Genomic DNA, 19,896 nt, shown 5'->3' with positions numbered 1-19,896 from the left:
CTTGCACGATGATTGGCAGCTAGATTCACCTGGTGTCGCGCCGCACAGTCGAGTTCGTATGCGCGATCATCATCGTCGGGCTGCTCGCCGGGCTGGCGGGCGCGGCCACCACGCTGCTGCTGCACGCCGTCGAACATCTGACGTACCACTACTCCTTCGGCACGCTGCTGTCCGGTGTCGGTGGCAGTAGTCCGGTGCGGCGCGCGGTCGGGCCGATGATCGGCGGTGCGCTCGCCGGCTTCGGGTGGTGGATGCTACGACGACGGACCACCGTCCCGCCGCTGGCCGCGACCATCACGGCGCACCGGCCCATCCCCCGGGTCGCGATGTCCATCGACGCGTTCCTTCAGGTGCTGCTCGTCGGCGCGGGCGCGTCGCTGGGTCGCGAGGGCGCACCCCGTCAACTGTCCGCCGCATTGGGCGATTTAGGCACCACCCGGCTGTCGCTCACAGCGCGCGACCGTGAGATTCTGCTCGCCTGCGCGGCCGGTGCCGGACTGGGCGCGGTCTACAGCGTGCCGCTGGGCGGGGCCTTGTTCGCCGCGCAGATTCTGCTGGGCAGCTGGCATCCGCGGGTGCTGGGCACGGCGTTGATCACGTCGAGCCTCGCGGTCGCGGTCGCCGCGCCCGTCACCCATCTCGAGCATCCGCTGGATTGGCCGGACGCGTCGACGTCCTATCTGTTCGCGTTCCTCGCGCTGGCCGTCGCGCCGCTGGCCGGAGCCATCGGGCTGGCGTTCAACCGGATGATGGACTTCGCGCGGCCCAAGGTGCAAATCACGTCCTGGATACTGATTCCCGCGATCGCGGCGGCCGGCCTGGTGACCGGCATCTGCTCGATCTGGTACCCGGAACTTCCCGGCAACGGGCGCAGCATCCTGACGGTGGCGGTCGACAGCAGTATGACCCTCGGGGCCGCCTGCGTGATCCTGCTGTTGAAACCGCTTCTGACAGCCGGGTTTCTGCGCGCCGGAGCCGTCGGCGGACTGCTCACACCCGCTTTGGCCACCGGCGCGGCCACCGGATCGGTTGTCGCCCTTGCGCTCAATCAGATGGCGGGAACCCAGATCCACGTGTCGGCATTGGCGCTGACGTGTGCGGCCGGGGTCTTGGCAATCACCCAGCGGTCACCGCTCTTTGCGGCCTTGTTCGTGTGGGAACTGGCGCACCCGCCGTACTGGTTCCTCTTCGTGTTCGCGATCGCGGCGTATGCCGCACACGGCCTGCGTGTGATGCGCGAACGCCGCGAGGACGAATCACCTTCTCACTGACGGGTTTTCACCCACGTGCCGGCGTCGCCGACGATGCCGACCGGCACAGCGCCGGACAGCTTGACGTTCTCAACGCTCGGCCCGGCCGCGACGATCGTGGTGTCCTGCAGAATCGGCAGCACCGTCGACATGTTCCACAGTCGCGGTTCGACTGCGGTGATCACGGCGTCGATGGGCTCGCTGCCGTCGAGTGCGGCGTCGATCTTGGGCTGGAGGCTGCGATCACAGATGCCGGTGATATTGCTTGGCGCCTGGACCAATTCGCCGGTTTGCGGCGCGGGACTGGCCAGCGTGGTCGTCGTCGGAGCCGGGGCCACGGTCGTCGGCGCGGTGGCGGTCGTGCTCGACGTGGGCCTCGTGGTTTCCGAGGTTTCCGAAGTCGGTGATGACGTGGCGGGCGCATCCGGTACCGCCGTCGCCACGGCGGTGGCCTCGAGCGCGCGGCAGCCGTACCGCGATGCCAGCGACGTGGCGAGGTCACCGCCGGCTTGATGCCAGCCGACGACGGCGTCGACGCGGTTGTTCGTCAGCGCGTCGCCGTAGAGCGCCACCGGATCGAGCGCCGATACGGATGCTTCGATGCCCACGTTGCGCAGTTGGTCGGCGGCGGTGTTGGCGACCGCGACCGAGGTCGGATCGTTGGCGGCGACGCCGAGCACGAGCGACAGCGGCACCCCGTCCTTGCTGATGCGGCCGCGGCCGTTATCCGGAGCGGGCGTACCGGGTGTCGCGGGGGTCGGCGATTCCACTGGCTCGACTAGGTAGCCGGCGTCGACGAGTAGTGCGAGCGCATCCTCTTTCGAGATCGCGGGCGGCGCGGTCGGCACGTAGCCGGGATCGGACGGCGATCGCACCTGTGCCTGCGCCAACGTCACCGTGTTGTCGTCACCGGCCCCCACCGCGGCGAGCAGGTCGACGTCCAGCAATCCGAAGATCGCCTTTCGCACTTGGGAATCCGCGAGTGCGGGCTGTTGCGCCCGTAGCGACAACTGCATGACCCGCGGCGTGACGATCCGCGCCGTACGGACATCCGGAATCGCCGAGAGTTGCGCGAAGGTGGCCGCACCACCGTGGACCTGGGCCACCTGGGTGTCTCCGTTGCGGATCGAATCGGCCAGGGCGGCAGCGTCCCCGCCGCGCCTCAACAGGATCAGGTCGGGTTTGGCGGGCGCGCTCCAGAAGCGGTCATTGCGCGCCAGCAGGATCTCGTCGCGCTGAGGGTCGATGTTCTCGACCCGGAACTGACCGCCGGTGACGGGCAGTGTGCGAGCCAGACCTGCCGCGAATCCGCCGGGGATGTCCTTGACGATGTGGGCGGGCAGGATGTTGTTGAACAACTCGCGCCAGGCCGGATAGGGCTGCGAGAAGGTCACCACCGCGGTCTTGCCACCCTCGATCGACTGCACGCCGGTGATGAGGTCATAGCCTGCGGGGTCGACCACCCCGGGTTGGCTCACCATCTGCTGCCACAGGTACCAGAAGTCGTCGGCGCCGATCGGGGCGTTGTCGGTCCATGACGCCTCGGGCCGGATCTTGTAGGTGACGGTGAACGGATTCCGACTGGTGACTTCCGCCGACTCCAGCAACGTGGTGTCGAGTTCCCATCGCGATCCGGTCGGGGTGTCGGGATCGGGCACCGGTCGGAACGAGCTGGGCAGCACCAGAGAACTGATCGCGGCGTTCACCGGTGACTGGTCGGCGAGCAGGTGGGGATTGAAGCCCGGACCGATCCAGTCGATGGCCATGATGATCTGCGACGCCTTCGGCGGAGGTGGAGCCGTCGTCTCTGTGGTGTCGGTGCTCTGCGGCGCCGGCGGCGGGCTCACGGTGCAGCCGGATATGAGCGTCATCAGCGCGGATATCGCGACTATGACGCGTACTGGCCTCGGCACGGTGTTCAGGGTATCGGCAGCCGCTGGGCTGTCTTGGCCACGCTATCCGCGGGCCTTGGCGCGGGACTTCGCGCGAGCCCGCAGCGTCGCATCCAATTCGACCTTCCGGACGCGGACCACTTCGGGCGTGACCTCGACGCACTCGTCCTCGGCGCAGAACTCCATCGCCTGTTCGAGGGTCAGCTCGAGCGGACGGGCCAGCGTCTCCATGACGTCGGCCGTCGACGACCGCATGTTCGTCAGCTTCTTCTCGCGGGTCACGTTCACGTCGAGGTCCTCGGCGCGCGGATTGATGCCGACCACCTGCCCCTCGTACGTGTCCTGGCCCGGTTCGACGAAGAATTGGCCGCGGTCGGCCAGCTGAATCATGGCGAACGGCGTGATCGAGCCCGAGCGGTCCGACACCAGCGATCCGGTGTGGCGGGCGCGGATCTCACCCGCCCACGGGCGGTAGCCGTCGAACACCGCGTTCGCGATGCCGGTGCCGCGGGTCAGCGTCAGGAAGTCGGTACGGAAGCCGATCAGCCCGCGGCTGGGCACGATGAAGTCCATCCGCACCCACCCCGCGGCGTGGTTGGTCATTTCTTCCATGCGGCCCTTGCGGGCGGCCATCAACTGGGTGATCGCTCCGACGAACTCGTCAGGGCAGTCGATGGTCATCGCCTCGAAGGGCTCGTGCAGCTTGCCGTCGATGGTGCGGGTGACCACCTGCGGCTTGCCCACGGTCAGCTCGAAGCCTTCGCGACGCATCTGCTCGACGAGCACGGCCAGCGCGAGTTCACCGCGGCCCTGCACCTCCCACGCGTCGGGCCGATCGATGTCGACGACCTTGATCGACACGTTGCCGATGAGTTCGGTGTCCAGTCGCGACTTGACCATGCGCGCGGTGAGCTTGTGCCCGGACACCTTGCCCGCCAGCGGCGAGGTGTTGGTGCCGATCGTGACCGAGATGGCGGGTTCGTCCACGGTGATCCGGGGCAGCGCGTGGGCGTGCTCGGTGTCGGCCAAGGTGTCGCCGATCATGATCTCGGGAATGCCCGCCACCGCGACAATATCGCCAGCTGTCGCCTCCTCCATGGACGTGCGTTCCACGCCCTCGGTGACCAGGAGTTCGGTGATCTTGGCGTTGGTGATGACGGGGTGTCCGTCGACCTCCCGCATCCAGGCCACCTGCTGCCCCTTGCGAAGCCTGCCCTTGTAGATCCGGATGAGTGCGAGACGGCCCAGGAACGCCGATGCGTCGAGGTTGGTCACCAGGGCCTGCAGCGGGGCCTCCGGGTCGCCCTTGGGCGGCGGGATGTGTTCGAAAAGCACGTCGAACAGCGGGTCGAGGTTCTCGCCCTCGGGGTTCTCACCGTTGGCGGGTTCGACGGTGCTGGCGATCCCGGCCCGTCCGGATGCGTAGAGCGTCGGCAGACCGAGCGCGTCCTCGGCGGCCTTCTGCGCCTCCTCATCGAGGTCGGACGCCACGTCGAGCAGCAGATCGTGGCTGTCGGAGACCACTTCGGCGATGCGGGCGTCGGGCCGGTCGGTCTTGTTGACCACGAGGATCACCGGCAGATGCGCGGCCAGCGCCTTGCGCAAGACGAACCGGGTCTGCGGCAGGGGCCCCTCGGACGCGTCAACCAGCAGCAGCACCCCGTCGACCATCGACAGCCCGCGTTCGACCTCGCCACCGAAGTCGGCGTGCCCAGGGGTGTCGATGACGTTGATGACGGTCATGCTGCCGTCGGGGTGGCGACGGTGGACGGCGGTGTTCTTCGCCAGGATGGTGATGCCCTTTTCCTTCTCCAGGTCCCCGGAGTCCATCAACCGCTCGATGGCATCATCACCGCGGTGGGTCAGGGCGCCGGATTGCCGCAGCATCGCATCGACCAGGGTCGTCTTCCCATGATCGACGTGCGCGACAATGGCGACATTCCGAAAATCCACGCCGGTAAGTGTCGCAGTGCGGGTGCTCAATCGCGAAAACGAGAGCGATTCCACGAGACTTAAAGAGAGAAACGTCACTTGAAGGCCAGCAAGCTGCTCGACATCAAACCGAAGAAGAAGTGCTGCCGCAGTAAACCCCGATGCAAGAAATGCCCGCTCGTGCTGCACAAGGTGCGTAAGGCCGAAATGGTGGGAATCCGCGGTAAGGAACTCGAAAAGGTCTATCGGCGCGCCCGCAAGAACTGATCCTCCGGAGTACTTTGGAAATCATCCGTCAGGCGTGTTCACGTGCGGTTTGGAGGTACCGATGTGACGGTTTATCAGATTGCAACCATTGCGCTGATCTTCGTGGTGGCTTCGGCCGCGACGCTGGCGATCTACCTCGGGTTACTCAACTGGATGGGCCGATTTCACGTGGTGCATTGCTCTGCGTGCCATCACCTGACCACAGCGTCGACGAAGGAGCCACAGGCGTCCTGCCCCCATTGCCGCCACCCGTTGCTACTGCATCCTCTGCATGCGGTGACTCACCCGAACGCGCGGGTGCGGGTGCTCAGCGACTCGCTGCGGTACTGAGCGCTGGACCGGAAATCACTGGCCGGCTTGCCCGTCCAGCGCCGAAACGCGTGTGAGAACGCGGTGGTGTCGCTGTAGCCCAGCCTGCGCGCCACCTCGTTGACCGATAGCCCTACGACACTGAGCAATTCGACGGCCAAAGTGTGGGCGACATCGTTGCGCAGCTCCCGGTACGACGTGTGTTCGTGGTCGAGCTGACGACGGAGAGTGCGAGTGCTCATGTGCAGTTCGGCGGCCAACTCCTCGACGGAGGGCATCGCCTCTGGGCTCCGTGCGAAGCGGGACCGCACGGTGGCCGACAGAGTGGGTGCCGCCTCCAGGGTGTGTACGAGGCGTTCACATTCCCGTGCGCACGCGGCGCGGGTGATCGGGTCCGCCGTCGGCAACCGTAGCGCCAGCGCCGTGGTCGGTATGCGGAAACGGTATTGGTTCGCAACGGTTTCCACGTCGAACGGATGCAGCGCGGCGCGCAGTCGCTCACCTTGCTCGCCGTCGAACGGAACCTCCACGGTCAGCGGAGCCGTCGCGAGCCCGGACATCCGCAACAGCAACGGCAACGCCGAAAGATCGCGCGCCGCATAGTATTCGCGGACGTCCACGGGCAGGTGTTCGTAGCGCAACACCACGATCGTGACGTCGCCGACCTGTACCGACTGGGGGTTGAACACCGTCGGAGACAGCGTCGCGTAGGCCAGCGCGAGGGCCAGCGCCTCCCCCGCGTTGGCACTGGACAACAATGCGTAACCCCAAATACCCAGATCGCCGACGGTGAACTGCGATCCGACGCTGATCCCTGCCGCCAGCGGGTCACCGAGTTCGCGGACCAGGTTGGCGGTCATGACGAACTCGTCGTCCTGATCCATGCGGTAGCCGGCGGCCACGACGCCGTTCTCAGTCCATTGCGTGCCGGCCAGCACCCGTTCGAACGGCACGTCGGCGTCGCGCGCTACCGCGAACGCGTAGCGGATTCCAGCGGGACTCCTGGTCGCGGTCATCGCCTCCAATCGTGTCACGCACGGCCACTAGAGCCATGTCGTTGGCCGAATCGATCACCTGATTGGCCTTCGCGATCATGTCGCCGCCGGCGCTGGGCGCGCATTCTTGCCGTATGCGGGCAGCGGTGGTCGGGTCGACGATGCGCGACTTCGGACTGATGGTGGGCCAGGGTGCGGTCCGGGACCTGCGGCTCGCTCGGGTGGGTTCTGTCGCGCAACGCGTGCCGCGGACCACCTTCGATCCCACCGCCACCGACACGATCAGGGATCCGTTCCCCGCGCTGGCGCGACTGCGTGAACATCCGGTGCACGTCAACGAGAAGCTCAATGTGTGGATGTTGGCCCGCCACGAAGACGTCACCGCCGCAGCCCGGGCGCACGACGTGCTGTCGTCGAGTTCGGGAGTCCTGCTGCGGTCCACGGTGATACCCAGCGTCATCACCACCGACGAACCCGACCATGCCCGGCTGCGCCGCGTGGCCGCGCCGTACTTCACGCCATCGGCAATGCGCCGGCTCGAGGGATCGTTGGCGCAGTTCGTCGATCCCAGCGTCGATGCCCTGACGAGCGGCGCGGTCGTCGACATGGTGCCCGCCCTGACGGTGCCGCTGCCCGTATCGGCCATCGCGCTGCTGCTGGGTGTCGATCGCTCCCGCTGGCGCGATTTCCGGGTGTGGTCCAACGGCGTGACCGCGCTGTTCGGCGCCAGCTCGCTCGCCGAAGTCACGACAACGATCGGCCATGCGCTGCCGGGCATCCTGTCACTACGGGAACTCATCGTCGACGAACTGCACAGGCGCCGTCGCGAGGAGCACGACGACGTGCTCGGCGGCCTCAGCAAGGCGCTTGCCGCGCATGAGATCACACCGCTGGAAGCGCTCAGCGCGGCGTTGATCGTGCTGATCGCGGGCAACGAGACGACCACGAACCTGCTCGGCATCCTGCTCATCCAGCTGGCGAGCGATCCGGAACTGTATGCGCGGCTGAGGGATAACCGCGACCTGATCCCGGCCGCGGTCGAGGAGACGTTGCGCTGGGGCTCACCGGTGCAGTGGGTGACGCGCACGACGCTTTCGCCGTACCGAGTCGCCGACACCGTCATTCCTGCCCGCTCGCGGGTAGTGCTGTTCTATGCGGGCGCGAACCGCGACCCGCGCCGGTTCGCCGATCCCGACCATTTCGACATCGAACGAAAACCTCTCGGCCACACCGGCTTCGGTCATGGTTCGCATTTCTGCATGGGTGCGCACCTGGCTCGCCTCGAAGTCGTCGTCGCCCTCAACGGGATATTCGACCGCCTCGCCGGCCTGGAGTTGGCGGGACCGGTGAAGTGGACGACAACCCCGTCGCTGTCAGGGCCGACTGCGCTGCCGATGCGCGCCATCTTGGATTGAGCCCGCTCTAGCGCCGACGAGACGCGGATCAACCCGTCAGCGCGGCGCGCAGTTCGGCAAGCCACGTTCGGTCGGCGGGCACCCAGTCCAGGTCGTCGAGTTCGTGGACGGTGATCCAGCGCAGCGCGCGGTGGTCGTTGGGATGCAAGCTGCCCCCGGTCTGGGTGACCCGGTAGGCGCGCAGCGCGGTCGCCGGCGCGAGCGCGACGTCGACTCCGAGGCGGGCGCCGACAGTCACGTCGACGCCTAGTTCCTCTTTGAGCTCACGGACGAGCGCGGCCTCGTCGGTCTCACCCGCGGCCACCTTGCCGCCGGGCAGTTCCCACAGGCCGGCCAGGGCCGGCGGCCTGTCACGTTGCGCGACCAGCAGCGCGTTAGCCGCGATCAGAGCACCGGCGACGACGATATGATTCGGCTTCTGGTTTAGCACTGCGGCTGACGGTATACCTAACAAGCATGGCTGTATTGACGGACGACCAAGTGGACGCCGCACTGCCCGATCTCGACGGCTGGGAACGCGCCGACGGCGCCCTGCGCCGGTCGATCAAATTCGGAGCCTTCCTCGACGGTATCGATGCAGTGCGGCGCGTCGGCGAGAAGGCCGAGGAGAAAGACCATCATCCCGACATCGATATCCGTTGGCGGACAGTCACTTTCGCGTTGGTAACGCACTCCGAGGGCGGTATCACCGACAAGGACGTCGAGATGGCGAAGGAGATCAACGCGATCGTCGGCCAGTAGCCGCGATCCACGCCAGCGTTACCAGCGTGGCGACGATGTAGATCAGCCCCGCCCAGGCCAGGTACCACGGCCGGGAGATGACCCAGATCGTCGGCTGCGCGAAGCTCAGCAGCCACGGCACCCCGATCAAGGTCAGCGCCAGCCACCCCCACCCCAGCACCTTCGCGCCGAGCCGGTCCCGCAGTGGCCCGTGCAGCAGCCAGATCATCAACGGGATGAGCCACACCCAGTGGTGCGTCCACGAGATCGGCGACAGCAGGAGGCCGAACAGCTGTACGACGACGATCGCCCCGAGTCGGTCCGACGCCCCGCCGATCGCGCGCCAGGCCAGCACCGCAAGTAGGGCCGTCACCGCGATGCCGGCCAGTACCAGCGGCCCGTAGCCCGCGTCGTGTCCGAGTATCCGCGATATCCCACCGCGCCATGACTGGTTGAACGACGTTCCGATCGGTCCCACCCGGGACGCGTCACCCAGCAATTCTCTGAAGTAGTAACGGGTTTCGCCGCCGATGATCAGCCACGAAATCCCCACCGTGGCGAGGAACACGACCGCCGAGAACACGACGGCGGCCCACCGGCGGGCGCCGAGGAAGTACAGGCCCGCCACCGCGGGCGTCAGCTTCACCCCGGCCGCGAGGCCGACCAGTAGTCCCGAGACCCACCATCGCGTGCTGTACACCGCGTACAGCACCGCGAGCACCAACAGCACGTTGATCTGGCCGTAGTCGAACGTGCTGCGAAGGGGTTCGATCCAGATGCCGACGGCCGTCCACACCATCGCCGTTCGCTGGTTGGTGCACCCCAGCAGCCGCTGGCTGATCCGCACGACCCCGTACAGCGCCGCGAAAAGGCCGAGTTGCCAGGCGAATGCGACGAGTCCGAACGGCAGCAGATGCAGCGGGTAGAACACGATGGCCGCGAACGGCGGATACGTGAACGGCAGCGGGAAGTCCGGCGTCTGATCGGCGTAGACGTAGTCGTAGAGCGTGCCCGGATGATCGAGCATGCCCGCGCCGCCGACATACACGTGCAGATCGACGAAGTTGGCCCCGTTGGGCACCAGATACGTCCACGCCAGGCGCACGACGATGCTGATCACCAACAGAACCGGCGCCGCGGCCGCCAGTCGGGCAGGCAATCGCGACGCGGTCGAGGCGGTGGTCGGCGTGTCTATCCGTACGACTCTATCGACCGGTAACCGTTAGCCCTCGCAACCGTAACGGTTGCATAAATGCCACACGTGTCACTTGAGTAACACCAGTAACACCGTAGCTTCGGGTCGAGGCGTGCCGACCAACCTGAATGGGAGAACCATGCACAGCACCAGAAAACTCTTCGCGACCACAATGATCGCGGCCGCGGGAGCCGTCACGGCTGCAGTGGCCTTGAGCGGAACCGCTTCCGCCCAGCCCGCAGCACCCGCACCGACCCCCGGCGTTCCGGGTCTGCCGTTCATCCAGCAGCTCGCATCCAATCCGGCCGCAGCGACGCAACTCATGCAGGGCTTCACGTCGATGCTGACCACCGCCGCCACCCCGGCCGCACCCGCCGCCGCGCCGCAGACCGCGACCGCGTCGGTCACCCTGCCGCCAGCTCCGGCGCTGCCCACCGCAGCGCCGGTCGCCACAGCGGCAGCGCCTGCGACCAACCCGGCCAACCTGCTGACCGACGCTGCGGCACCGCTGACCGGTCTCGCATCGCTGTTGCCCGCCGGAACGCCGTTGGCCGGTCTCCTGCCGGCAGCGTCGACGGCCGCCGCACCCGCCGCGGCCGCCGCACCGGCGCTGGCTGCTCCTGCGGCCGCCGCTCCCGCGGCGCTTCCCGCCGCCGGTGCCGCACCGCTGATGCTGCCGTTGTCGGCACTGCCCTGACGGCAGCGGCGACGTCGACCGAGAAGACCACCACAACCACTCTCAGGGGGAAATATGTCAACTCCGACGATGTTCGCCACCGCTGCCGTTGCGCTCGGCTCATCGGTCACGCTGCTGTTCGGCGGCGTGACCGGTGTGGCCGGCGCACAGCCGGCGCCCGCCCCGGCACAACCCATCGACGCGCTGCAGGCCCCTGGTCTCCCTGCGGTACAGAGTCTCGGACCGATCATTCAGCAGGCCGCCGCCGATCCGACCAGCGCGGCCTCGACGTTGATGGCCGCCGCCGCGGTGTTCGCCGGCGACGCCGCCGCACCGCCCGACTCACGCAACGTCGCGTCGGCCGTCAACCAGTTCGTCGCCCACACGCCAGCCCCCGGTGCGGCGCCGGGCACGGTGGCGCACCTGCCCGCGGGGGTCAATCCCGCCCATGCCGTCGGTCCCGCGCCGGAGGAACTGCCTGCCCCCGAGGCCGCCGCGGCACTACCCGCGCCCGAGGCCGCAGCGCCGGCGCCCGGTCCCGCACCGGAGGTCGCCGTTCCGGTCCCCGCGCCGGCACCTGCGCCAGGCCCGGATCCCGCTGCCGCCGCACCCGCCGCAGCGCCCGGCGGCCCCGACTTCGGTCCGGACTCCCCGACGACGCAGGACTTCCTGTACCCGTCGATCAGCAACGGATGCCTCAAGGATGGGGGAAACGTGCTCGCCACAGCGATTTCGGTGGCGGGTCCCGCGAAGATCCCGACGCCGGGACCGGGACCGGGCCAGACGGCCTACGTATTCACCGCGATCGGCACCCCGGGTCCCGCTGCGGAGCAGAAGCTGCCGCTGAACGTCACCTGGGTGAACCTGACGACCGGCAAGTCCGGCGGAGCCACCCTGGTGCCACGGTCAGACATCAACCCCCAGGGGCCGACCACGCTGACGGCGATTGCCGACACCGGTTCGGGCAGCATCATCTCGACGATCTTCGGTCAGGTCACCACGACCGAGAAGCAATGCCAGTTCATGCCGACCATCGGTTCGACGGTCGTCCCCTGACGCGGGCGGCTCAGTAAGCCATGAAGAGGATGGCATCTCGGTCGTAATCGCGGCCGGGATGCACCTCTGACAGGTGAGCCTGAGCCTTCTCGACGAGATCGTCCTCGTTCTCACCGCGGATCGCCTCGCCGCACGGGCAATTCAGGTGTGTCTTCATACCTTTAGCTTCCCACAGCCGATGATGTTGGGCATGGAGCTTTCCGACGTCATGCGAACAACCGGTGCTGTCCGTCGATTCACCGACGACCCCGTGCCCGACGAGGTGCTCGAGCGCATCCTCGACAACGCTCGGTTCGCGCCCACCGGCGGCAACCGCCAAGGCACCCATGTCATCGTGATCCGCGATCGCGAGACCCGGAAGGCGCTGGCCGACCTCAGCGTGACGGGTGCGCGCCGCTACACGGCTCAGGTCAAGAACGGCGAATTCCCGTGGAATCCGGTGAAGCCCATGCAGGTCACGACGGAGGAAGTCGCCGCGACCGAGGCGGGTCCCTATCTTCCGTTCGTCTACTGCGGAGCCGTCCTGGTGGTGTGCGTGGACCTGAACGTGTGCGCGGCATTCGACCAGCACCTCGACCGGATCGGGCTGATCGCGGGCGCGTCGGTGTATCCATTCGTGTGGAACATCCTGCTCGCTGCGCGTGATGAGGGCTATGGCGGCGTGCTGGCGACCGTGACCGTGGCCGAGGAACCCCGCGCCAAGGACCTGCTCGGTATCCCAGAGGACTACGCGATCGCCGCGCTGCTGCCGATCGGCAAACCGGTGAAGCAGGTGCGCAGGCTCACCCGCAAGCCGGTTGCCGAGATCGCGACCCGCGAGCGCTTCGACGGTGAGCCGTTTCGCGCTTAGCGCGCGGTTTCGGCCGCTAGGTCGACATTCGGTAACAGTTCGGCAGTTAGCCAGCCTCGAAGGCGCCGCGCCTCTTCCCCACTCGTGGGTGCCGTGGGACCTTGAATGCATGACCTGCATTTTGGGTTACGCCGCCGCGAGCGCCGTCGGGCAGAACCTCGAGGGTCAGCTCGCCGCGCTCAGCGCCGAGGGCGTCGACCCCAGACGGGTGTTCACCGACAGGGTGTCCGAAACGGCCGACCGCGCCCGCGCCGGGTTGTACGCGATGCTGAGCTACGCCCGCTCCGGTGACACGGTCATCGTCGTCGCGCTCGACCGCCTCGGCCGCTCGACCGCAGAGGTCACCCGAACCATCGCCGACCTCACCGATCGCGGATTGCGACTGCGGGCGTTGCGCGAGGGTCTGGACACCGGCACGGCGACAGGTCGTGTCGTCGCAGGGATCCTGCGCGGCCTGGCCGAACTCGACCTGCAACCCCACCGCGAGCCGAGCTAGCCTTTCGCGGCCTTGGCCGCCGCCTTGGCCTGCTTCTTGTAGTTCCGCACCCTTTCCAGCGAACCGGGATCGACCACGTCGGCCACCGACAGGAACGAGCCGGCCTTCCCGTAATCGCCGGCGGCCTTGCGCCACCCCGCCGGCGTCACGCCGTATTGCTTGCCGAGCAGGGCGAGGAAGATCTTGGCCTTCTGCTCGCCGAACCCGGGCAGCGCCTTGATGCGACGAAGCACCTCGGCCCCGTCCGGATCGCCGGACGTCCACAGCCCCGCCGTATCTCCGCCATAGTCGGTGACGATGAGCTGGGCGATGGCCTGGATCTTCTTGGCCATGGATCCTGGAAAGCGATGTATCGCAGGGGTTTTCGAACACAGCGCGGCGAACTCTTCGGGGTCGTAATCGGCGATCTCCCTGACATCGAACCCACCGATGCGGTCGGCGATCTTCTTCGGGCCCGCGAATGCATGCTCCATCGGGTACTGCTGATCCAGCGTCATACCGGTCAGCAACGCGAATGGATTGGATTCGAGCAGTTCGTCGGCCGCGGGATCTTGAACCAGCTGCAGTTTTGCCACCTCGCCAGTTTAAATTGACCTCTATCCGATGAGGTGAGATGTCCGGCGAGCTCGCAATAATCCTGGCTGCGGTGCTGCTCGTGGCCGCGGTGGGCGCCGCGGTCATCACGGTGCGCACGCGCCGGGTCGTCGCGACCCCCACCGAGCGCGCCGTCCACGCGGCCCTGCACACCGCGTCACTGGCCGCCCGGGCCCTGCGCCAGGGCCTGGACACCGAATCCGCCGACACCGCCGCCCCGTTTCTGCGCGGGCTCACCGGGACCGAGGGTGTGGCGATCTTCTCCGCCGAGGGCCGACTGCTCGCGCAGGATCCCGAAGACGACGCACTGTGGACGCCCGACGTGTTCGACGCATGCGAGCGCGCAGCCCACGAGTCGATCGCCGGTGGACGACGAATGCTCACCCACGCGCGGACGTCGACGGTTGTCGCGCAGCCGATGCTCGCCGAGGGTGGCGACGCACTCGGCGCCCTCGTCGTCGTGACCGCCCGCGCCCCCGCGCCCGGCCTGCTCGGCGCCGTCGGTGAGGTTGCCCGGTACGCGACCAGCCAGATCGAGCTCGCCGAACTCGACGCCTCCCGCGCCCGACTCGACCGCGCCGAGGTGCTCGCCCTGCGCGCGCAGATCAGCCCCCACTTCATCTACAACGCGCTGAACACGATCGCGTCGTTCGTGCGCACCGACCCCGACCGCGCCCGCGAGCTCATCCTCGAGTTCGCCGATTTCACCCGCTACTCGTTCCGGGCCGCGGGGCAGTACACGACGCTCGCCGACGAGCTGCGCAACATCGACCGCTATCTCACGCTCGAGCGTGCGCGATTCGGCGACGCCCTCAAGGTCAGGCTTCAGGTCGCGCCGGAGGTGCTCAACGTCGTCGTACCGTTTCTCGCGCTGCAGCCCCTGGTCGAGAACGCGGTCCGGCACGGCTTCGCCGGACAGCGCGGTGGCGAGATCGAGATCATCGCCCGTGACGAAGGATCGGATTGCGTCATCACGATCGAGGACAACGGCGTCGGGATGGACCCCGACACGTTGCGCACCGGCCACGGCGACGTCCTGACCAACGACGGGGCCCTGACCAACGAGGGGGCACTGGCCGACGACGGGGCACTGGCCGAGGAGAAGAAGGACTCCGCACACGTGGGGCTGACCAATGTCGATCACCGCCTGCGCGCGGCCTTCGGCAACGACTACGGTCTGGTGGTCGAAACAGCAGTCGGCGCAGGCACAAAGGTCGTGATGCGAGTACCCAAATTCCGCGCGGGCGTGCGCGTATGAACAAGCTCCTTACGGTGCTCGCGGTCGACGACGAGGCGCCCGCGCTCGACGAGCTCGCCTACCTCCTCGACCAGCACGGTGACATCGGCAGAGTGCTGCGCGCCGGCGACGCCACATCGGCTTTGCGTGAACTCAACCGCTGCAACGTCGACGCGATCTTCCTCGACATCAACATGCCCGGGCTGTCCGGCATCGAGCTCGCCGGTGTGCTCGCCAATTTCTCGCACCGGCCGGCCATCGTGTTCGTCACGGCCCACGACGACAAGGCCGTCGCGGCATTCGACGTCGGCGCGCTGGACTACCTGCTCAAGCCGATCCGCCAAGACCGCCTCGATGAGGCGGTGCGACGCGTGCTGACGGCGCGGGTCACCGAACCCACCGATCAGCCTGACGACGACGTGATTCCCGCCGAACTGGGCGGCGTCACGCACCTGGTCCCACGGGACACCATCGGTTGGGTGGAGGCCGAGGGCGACTACGCGCGGCTGCACTCGGCGTCGGGGTCCCACCTGGTCCGCATTCCGCTGAGCACCCTGGAAAGTCGTTGGCGCGACAAGGGTTTCCACCGGGTGCACCGGTCGTATCTGGTGGCGCTGCGACTGGTCACCGGGCTGCGCAACAGCGACGGCGGCGTGCTGGTGCGCCTGCGCGCCAACGGCGCCTCGCCGCCGGTCGAGCTGCCGGTCAGCCGGCGACAGGCCCGCGAACTGCGCGACCGTGTCGTCCGCGACCCGATGCGGAACCTGAAACCCGATGACTAGCGGGGAACGGCCGCAACGCGAACGCGTCGTGCTGTCGCAGCGGCGCGGTGCCCGCATGGTGCGCACCCGTGTCGAGGTGCAGGAACAGACGCAGGTCGGCGACGCGTTGGTGCGCGGCCTGGTTCGCGCCCAGCTCGGGCTGGCGCTGCGCCTGGCCGCCGTGGTCGTGTGTGCCGTCGTCGCAATTCCCTTGCTCAATGCGGCGTTTCCAGATCTCGCGGCCATCAGCGTCGCCGGAATCCGGCTCAACTGGCTCGTGCTCGCGGTCCTGGTGTATCCCTTCTTCTACGGCGTCGGACGGCTCTACGTGCGCCTGGCCGAACAGGCGGAGCGCGACTTCGTCGGCGTCGTCGACAGCGAACCATGACCGGCTCGCCCTTGACGGCGGCCGCCCTGCTCGTGGCCGTCATCGCGACCGTCGCCATCGGCGTCTACGGGGTGCGGTTCTCCCGCACCACATCCGACTTCCTGGTCGCCTCACGCACCGTCGGTCCGCAATGGAACGCCGCCGCGATCTCCGGCGAATACCTCTCGGCCGCATCGTTCCTCGGCGTCGCCGGGCTGATCGCCAAATACGGCGCCGACGCGCTGTGGTATCCGGTCGGCTTCACCGCGGGATATCTCGGCCTGCTGCTGTTCGTCGCCGCGCCGCTGCGTCGCACCGGCGCCTATACGGTGCCCGACTTCGCCGAGTTCCGACTGGGCTCGGCGAGGCTGCGCAAGGTCGCCATGATCGTCGTCGTGGTGGTGTGCATCTACTACCTGGTGCCGCAATACCAAGGTGCCGGGCTCGCGCTGAAAGCCCTTCTGGGTCTACCGGTTTGGGTGGGGCCATTGGTGGTCGGCGCCATCGTCATCTCGAACGTGGTGGCCGGCGGTATGCGGTCGATCACGTTTGTCCAGGCGTTCCAATACTGGTTGAAACTGACCGCGATCGCGATACCCGCGCTCGCGCTGCTCGGCCTGTTCGTCACCGACCGCGGCGATCTCGGTGGCCCGATGCCTCCTACGGTCACCGCGGCCACCACGGTCGCGATCGAAACCGATGTGATGGTTCGGGTCGCCGATCCGGCAGGCATCACGGTGACGGGCATGCTCGACGGCACACCCGTTGACGCCCAGCCGATCCCGGCGCCGGGCGCTCATACCCTCAAAGCAGGCACGACACTGATCCTTGCCGCGGGCGCAGCGACACCTGTGGTGGCAGGCACACCCAGCAGCGGCACCGAGTGGATCGCGTCCGGCAGCGGGCTCGGCGGTGACCATCCGCTCTATCAGGTGCTGTCGATCATCGTCGCAACGTTCCTGGGCACCATGGGTTTACCGCACGTGCTCGTGCGTTTCTACACCAACCCCGACGGCCGCGCGGCCCGGCGTACAGCGCTGGCGGTCATCGCTCTGCTGTCGCTGTTCTATCTGTTTCCGACGCTGCTCGGGGTCTTCTCACGCCTCTACGTTCCGCGGATCCTGATCACCGGGAACGCCGACGCCGCGGTCCTTCTCGCGCCGTCGACCGCGATCGGCGGGCCGGCGGGGCAGTTGCTTGCCGCACTCGTCGCCGCCGGTGCCATCGCGGCGTTCCTTGCGACGTCGTCCGGGCTGCTGGTCAGCATCGCGGGGGCGTTGGCCACCGACGTGATGCGCGGCCGGGTGCGGGACTTCCGGGTGGCCGCGGTGGTCGGCGGACTGATCCCGATTCCGCTGTCACTGGCCACCACCGGCGAGCTGGAGTTGTCCCGCAGCGTCGGCCTGGCGTTCGCCGTCGCCGCGTCCACGTTGTGCCCGCTGCTCGTGCTCGGTATCTGGTGGCGGGGGCTGACCGCCTGGGGTGCCGCCTGCGGCCTGGTGGTCGGCGGCGTGCTGTCGGGCACCGCGGTCACCGTGGCCGTGGCGGGTGGGATCGACGAGGACGTTCTCGGCGGCTGGCCCGCGGTGATGATCGGGTACCCCGCCGCGGTCACCGTTCCGCTGGCATTCGCCACGATGATCCTGGTCAGCGCCCTGACACGGGCCTCGGCGCCAGCTGACGTCGCACAGATCTTCGCCCGCATGCACCTGCCGGAACGGCTGGGCATGGGCGTGGAGCGCGTGCCCCGCGGTTGACATCACCGTTCGTCGTCGCCGATCGACCGCTTACCGCACCACCTACGGGTTTCACCGTGTCAACGCCGTATGCACTGGGTATGTGACCTGCATCTCATCTAGTTTCTGCAGTTGAGCCGGTTCACATTCGACGTTCAGGAGCACACGATGCCGACAACAGAAACCGCAGTCAGCGGCGAAAAGTACCTGGCCGTCCAGGCCAGCCCGGAATTTCAGGAACTGCGAAGCCGATTGCGCCGCTTCGTATTCCCTATGAGCGCGCTATTTCTACTCTGGTACGCCGCGTACGTGATCCTCGGCGCTTTCGCCAATGACTTCATGGCTATCAAGGTGTGGGGCAACATCAACGTCGGCATCCTCGTCGGGCTCGGCCAATTCGTGTCGACCTTCGTCATCACCGCAATCTATGTGCGGTTCGCCAACCGGGAACTCGACCCGCGCGCCAAGGCGATCCGCGACGAGCTCGAGGGCGGTGTGGCATGAACCACGACACTCTGACCATCCTCGCCGCCGAGGGCACCACCGTCGGCAGTCCGACTGCAAATATCGGCATCTTCGGTCTCTTCGTAGCGATCACGCTCTTCATCGTCATCCGCGCGAGCAAGAAGAACGCCACTGCCGCCGAATTCTTCACCGCGGGAAGGTCTTTCACCGGACCGCAAAACGGCATCGCAATCTCCGGTGATTACCTGTCCGCAGCCAGCTTCCTCGGAATCGCGGGAGCCATCGCCGTCTACGGCTACGACGGCTTCCTCTACTCCATCGGCTTCCTGGTGGCTTGGCTGGTGGCCCTGCTGTTGGTCGCCGAGTTGCTGCGCAACGCAGGCAAATTCACGATGGCCGACGTGCTGAGCTTCCGGCTCAAGCAGCGCCCGGTAAGGATGGCAGCCGCGACGACCACGTTGGCTGTGTGCCTGTTCTACCTGCTTGCGCAGATGGCGGGTGCGGGCGGTCTGGTCGCCCTGCTGCTCAACGTCACCAGCGACATCGGTCAGGCGCTGGTCATTGCCGTCGTGGGTCTGCTGATGATCGCCTACGTGCTGATCGGTGGCATGAAGGGCACGACCTGGGTGCAGATCATCAAGGCAGTCCTGCTGATCGGCGGCGCGGCCATGATGACGGTGTGGGTGCTGGCCAAGTTCGGCCTGAACTTCTCCGAGATGCTCGGCGCCGCCCAGTCCGCGGTCTCGGGCTCGTCGGATGCGGCCGTCGCAAGCCGTGACGTCCTGGCGCCCGGCGCCCAGTACGGCGCCTCGCTGACGTCGCAGATCAACTTCATCTCGCTGGCGCTGGCGCTCGTGCTCGGCACCGCGGGCCTCCCCCACGTGCTGATGCGCTTCTACACCGTCCCCACCGCCAAGGAGGCGCGTCGCTCGGTGGTGTGGGCGATCGTGCTGATCGGCGCGTTCTACCTGTTCACCCTCGCCCTCGGCTACGGCGCCGCGGCTCTCGTCGGACCCGATGCGATTCGCGAGGCACCCGGCGGACAGAATTCCGCAGCGCCGTTGCTGGCGTTCGAACTCGGTGGTGTGGTCCTGCTCGGCATCATCTCGGCCGTCGCCTTCGCGACGATCCTCGCGGTGGTCGCAGGCCTGACCATCACGGCCGCAACGTCATTCGCTCATGACATCTACGCCAGCGTGATGAAGAGCCATGAGGTCAGCGAGAGCGAGCAGGTTCGCGTATCCCGCATCACCGTGGTGGTGATCGGCGTCCTGTCGATCGGCCTCGGCATCCTCGCCGCAGAGCAGAACATCGCGTTCCTGGTGGCGCTGGCGTTCGCGGTGGCCGCAGCGGCCAACCTGCCGACGATCATCTACTCGCTGTACTGGCCGCGGTTCAACACCCGCGGTGCGCTGTGGAGCATGTACGGCGGCCTCATCTCGACGATCGTGCTGATCATCTTCTCGCCCGCGGTGTCCGGCGCGAAGACCGCGATGTTGCCGAACATCGACTTCGCTTTCTTCCCGTTGGCAAACCCCGGCATCGTGTCGATTCCACTGGCGTTCATCCTCGGCATCGTCGGCACGCTGAGTTCGCCGGACCGCGGCGACCCGGAGATCAACGCGGAGTTCGAGGTGCGCTGCCTGACCGGCGTCGGGGCCGAGAAGGCTGTCAGCCACTGAT

At 67.4% G+C, this 19,896-nt stretch carries 22 protein-coding genes; 15 read left to right on the top strand and 7 right to left on the bottom strand.

Translation table 11 applies throughout. The annotated features are described in order from the left end of the window. Positions 1–32: 32 nt before the first annotated feature. Positions 33–1,271, top strand: coding sequence for a chloride channel protein (locus G6N36_RS26520; protein ID WP_163689672.1), 1,239 nt, complete (start codon positions 33–35; stop codon positions 1,269–1,271). On the opposite strand, the gene G6N36_RS26515 is transcribed toward G6N36_RS26520, so the two are convergent. Next, positions 1,265–3,121: an ABC transporter family substrate-binding protein gene (locus tag G6N36_RS26515; RefSeq protein ID WP_163690932.1), complete on the bottom strand. Its 1,857-nt coding sequence runs from the start codon at positions 3,119–3,121 to the stop codon at positions 1,265–1,267. The genes G6N36_RS26520 and G6N36_RS26515 overlap by 7 nt on opposite strands. 84 nt (positions 3,122–3,205) lie before the next feature. Continuing rightward, the gene (typA, locus tag G6N36_RS26510) at positions 3,206–5,095 is read right to left on the bottom strand and encodes a translational GTPase TypA (protein WP_163689671.1); all 1,890 of its coding nucleotides are present in this window, start codon (positions 5,093–5,095) and stop codon (positions 3,206–3,208) included. Between the two features lie 78 nt (positions 5,096–5,173). On the opposite strand from typA, the gene G6N36_RS29480 reads away from it, so the two are divergent. Together G6N36_RS29480 and G6N36_RS30015 are read left to right on the top strand one after the other, a co-directional pair. After that, positions 5,174–5,341 (top strand): hypothetical protein, encoded by a 168-nt coding sequence (locus G6N36_RS29480; protein WP_170311144.1) that lies wholly within the window; start codon positions 5,174–5,176, stop codon positions 5,339–5,341. A gap of 63 nt (positions 5,342–5,404) precedes the next feature. Then, entirely contained in the window at positions 5,405–5,671 is a 267-nt protein-coding gene (locus G6N36_RS30015) for a hypothetical protein (RefSeq protein WP_163689670.1), read from the top strand. Here G6N36_RS30015 and G6N36_RS26500 read toward each other — a convergent pair. After that, positions 5,623–6,666 carry a helix-turn-helix domain-containing protein gene (locus G6N36_RS26500; RefSeq protein WP_163689669.1) on the bottom strand — a complete coding sequence of 348 codons (1,044 nt, stop codon included), beginning with the start codon at positions 6,664–6,666 and terminating at the stop codon, positions 5,623–5,625. The genes G6N36_RS30015 and G6N36_RS26500 overlap by 49 nt on opposite strands. A 113-nt stretch (positions 6,667–6,779) precedes the next feature. Here G6N36_RS26500 and G6N36_RS26495 point away from each other — a divergent pair, with 113 nt between their 5' ends. Beyond that, entirely contained in the window at positions 6,780–8,060 is a 1,281-nt protein-coding gene (locus G6N36_RS26495; RefSeq protein ID WP_235690188.1) for a cytochrome P450, read from the top strand. A gap of 28 nt (positions 8,061–8,088) precedes the next feature. Here G6N36_RS26495 and G6N36_RS26490 read toward each other — a convergent pair whose 3' ends face one another. Next, on the bottom strand, positions 8,089–8,490 hold the full coding sequence (locus tag G6N36_RS26490; protein WP_170311143.1) for a (deoxy)nucleoside triphosphate pyrophosphohydrolase: 402 nt from the start codon (positions 8,488–8,490) through the stop codon (positions 8,089–8,091). 26 nt (positions 8,491–8,516) lie between these two features. On the opposite strand from G6N36_RS26490, the gene G6N36_RS26485 reads away from it, so the two are divergent. Then, positions 8,517–8,801, top strand: coding sequence for a 4a-hydroxytetrahydrobiopterin dehydratase (locus G6N36_RS26485; RefSeq protein WP_083123947.1), 285 nt, complete (start codon positions 8,517–8,519; stop codon positions 8,799–8,801). On the opposite strand, the gene G6N36_RS26480 is transcribed toward G6N36_RS26485, so the two are convergent. Then, positions 8,779–9,939, bottom strand: coding sequence for a mannosyltransferase (locus tag G6N36_RS26480; protein WP_276067968.1), 1,161 nt, complete (start codon positions 9,937–9,939; stop codon positions 8,779–8,781). The genes G6N36_RS26485 and G6N36_RS26480 overlap by 23 nt on opposite strands. 175 nt (positions 9,940–10,114) lie before the next feature. Between G6N36_RS26480 and G6N36_RS26475 the strand changes: the two genes are divergently transcribed. Continuing rightward, positions 10,115–10,672: a hypothetical protein gene (locus tag G6N36_RS26475; RefSeq protein ID WP_163689668.1), complete on the top strand. Its 558-nt coding sequence runs from the start codon at positions 10,115–10,117 to the stop codon at positions 10,670–10,672. Between the two features lie 54 nt (positions 10,673–10,726). Next, complete coding sequence (locus G6N36_RS26470; RefSeq protein WP_163689667.1) at positions 10,727–11,707, top strand: Rv1157c family protein; 981 nt, start codon at positions 10,727–10,729, stop codon at positions 11,705–11,707. A gap of 10 nt (positions 11,708–11,717) precedes the next feature. On the opposite strand, the gene G6N36_RS26465 is transcribed toward G6N36_RS26470, so the two are convergent. Further along, positions 11,718–11,864 carry a DUF1059 domain-containing protein gene (locus G6N36_RS26465; RefSeq protein ID WP_083123951.1) on the bottom strand — a complete coding sequence of 49 codons (147 nt, stop codon included), beginning with the start codon at positions 11,862–11,864 and terminating at the stop codon, positions 11,718–11,720. Positions 11,865–11,897: 33 nt separating this feature from the next. Here G6N36_RS26465 and G6N36_RS26460 point away from each other — a divergent pair, with 33 nt between their 5' ends. Further along, positions 11,898–12,557, top strand: a complete 660-nt coding sequence (locus G6N36_RS26460; RefSeq protein ID WP_163689666.1) for a nitroreductase family protein — start codon at positions 11,898–11,900, stop codon at positions 12,555–12,557. Between the two features lie 109 nt (positions 12,558–12,666). Beyond that, positions 12,667–13,053: a recombinase family protein gene (locus tag G6N36_RS26455; protein WP_163689665.1), complete on the top strand. Its 387-nt coding sequence runs from the start codon at positions 12,667–12,669 to the stop codon at positions 13,051–13,053. Here G6N36_RS26455 and G6N36_RS26450 read toward each other — a convergent pair. Beyond that, a complete protein-coding gene (locus G6N36_RS26450; RefSeq protein ID WP_163689664.1) occupies positions 13,050–13,628 on the bottom strand; it encodes an HhH-GPD-type base excision DNA repair protein in 579 nt (192 codons plus the stop codon). The two genes, G6N36_RS26455 and G6N36_RS26450, sit on opposite strands and share 4 nt — an antisense overlap. A gap of 38 nt (positions 13,629–13,666) precedes the next feature. Between G6N36_RS26450 and G6N36_RS26445 the strand changes: the two genes are divergently transcribed. From G6N36_RS26445 to G6N36_RS26420, 6 genes are all read left to right on the top strand, one after another. Continuing rightward, positions 13,667–14,905, top strand: a complete 1,239-nt coding sequence (locus tag G6N36_RS26445) for a sensor histidine kinase (protein WP_163689663.1) — start codon at positions 13,667–13,669, stop codon at positions 14,903–14,905. Further along, positions 14,902–15,666, top strand: coding sequence for a LytR/AlgR family response regulator transcription factor (locus G6N36_RS26440; protein WP_163689662.1), 765 nt, complete (start codon positions 14,902–14,904; stop codon positions 15,664–15,666). The genes G6N36_RS26445 and G6N36_RS26440 overlap by 4 nt, the downstream gene beginning before the upstream one ends. After that, positions 15,659–16,033, top strand: coding sequence for a hypothetical protein (locus G6N36_RS26435; RefSeq protein ID WP_083123969.1), 375 nt, complete (start codon positions 15,659–15,661; stop codon positions 16,031–16,033). The genes G6N36_RS26440 and G6N36_RS26435 overlap by 8 nt, the downstream gene beginning before the upstream one ends. After that, entirely contained in the window at positions 16,030–17,769 is a 1,740-nt protein-coding gene (locus tag G6N36_RS26430; protein ID WP_163689661.1) for a sodium/solute symporter, read from the top strand. Before G6N36_RS26435 ends, G6N36_RS26430 begins: the two co-directional genes overlap by 4 nt. A gap of 147 nt (positions 17,770–17,916) precedes the next feature. Then, a complete protein-coding gene (locus tag G6N36_RS26425) occupies positions 17,917–18,252 on the top strand; it encodes a DUF485 domain-containing protein (RefSeq protein ID WP_163690928.1) in 336 nt (111 codons plus the stop codon). Further along, a complete protein-coding gene (locus G6N36_RS26420; protein WP_179964877.1) occupies positions 18,249–19,895 on the top strand; it encodes a monocarboxylic acid transporter in 1,647 nt (548 codons plus the stop codon). Before G6N36_RS26425 ends, G6N36_RS26420 begins: the two co-directional genes overlap by 4 nt. Position 19,896 lies beyond the last annotated feature (1 nt).

This window comes from Mycolicibacterium gadium (genome assembly GCF_010728925.1).
GTDB lineage: Bacteria > Actinomycetota > Actinomycetes > Mycobacteriales > Mycobacteriaceae > Mycobacterium > Mycobacterium gadium.
This window is presented reverse-complemented; position numbering and strand designations above follow the sequence as displayed.

Bases quoted from the DNA above. Each gene is read 5' to 3' on its own strand.
- G6N36_RS26440 (WP_163689662.1), top strand. From the start codon at position 14,902: ATGAACAAGCTCCTTACGGTGCTCGCGGTCGACGACGAGGCGCCCGCG.
- G6N36_RS26460 (WP_163689666.1), top strand. From the start codon at position 11,898: ATGGAGCTTTCCGACGTCATGCGAACAACCGGTGCTGTCCGTCGATTC.
- G6N36_RS26470 (WP_163689667.1), top strand. From the start codon at position 10,727: ATGTCAACTCCGACGATGTTCGCCACCGCTGCCGTTGCGCTCGGCTCA.
- G6N36_RS26430 (WP_163689661.1), top strand. From the start codon at position 16,030: ATGACCGGCTCGCCCTTGACGGCGGCCGCCCTGCTCGTGGCCGTCATC.
- G6N36_RS26465 (WP_083123951.1), bottom strand. From the start codon at position 11,864: ATGAAGACACACCTGAATTGCCCGTGCGGCGAGGCGATCCGCGGTGAG.
- G6N36_RS26475 (WP_163689668.1), top strand. From the start codon at position 10,115: ATGCACAGCACCAGAAAACTCTTCGCGACCACAATGATCGCGGCCGCG.
- G6N36_RS26455 (WP_163689665.1), top strand. From the start codon at position 12,667: ATGACCTGCATTTTGGGTTACGCCGCCGCGAGCGCCGTCGGGCAGAAC.
- G6N36_RS26515 (WP_163690932.1), bottom strand. From the start codon at position 3,121: ATGACGCTCATATCCGGCTGCACCGTGAGCCCGCCGCCGGCGCCGCAG.
- G6N36_RS26420 (WP_179964877.1), top strand. From the start codon at position 18,249: ATGAACCACGACACTCTGACCATCCTCGCCGCCGAGGGCACCACCGTC.
- G6N36_RS26425 (WP_163690928.1), top strand. From the start codon at position 17,917: ATGCCGACAACAGAAACCGCAGTCAGCGGCGAAAAGTACCTGGCCGTC.
- G6N36_RS26495 (WP_235690188.1), top strand. From the start codon at position 6,780: ATGCGGGCAGCGGTGGTCGGGTCGACGATGCGCGACTTCGGACTGATG.
- G6N36_RS26445 (WP_163689663.1), top strand. From the start codon at position 13,667: ATGTCCGGCGAGCTCGCAATAATCCTGGCTGCGGTGCTGCTCGTGGCC.
- G6N36_RS26500 (WP_163689669.1), bottom strand. From the start codon at position 6,666: ATGACCGCGACCAGGAGTCCCGCTGGAATCCGCTACGCGTTCGCGGTA.
- G6N36_RS26485 (WP_083123947.1), top strand. From the start codon at position 8,517: ATGGCTGTATTGACGGACGACCAAGTGGACGCCGCACTGCCCGATCTC.
- G6N36_RS26435 (WP_083123969.1), top strand. From the start codon at position 15,659: ATGACTAGCGGGGAACGGCCGCAACGCGAACGCGTCGTGCTGTCGCAG.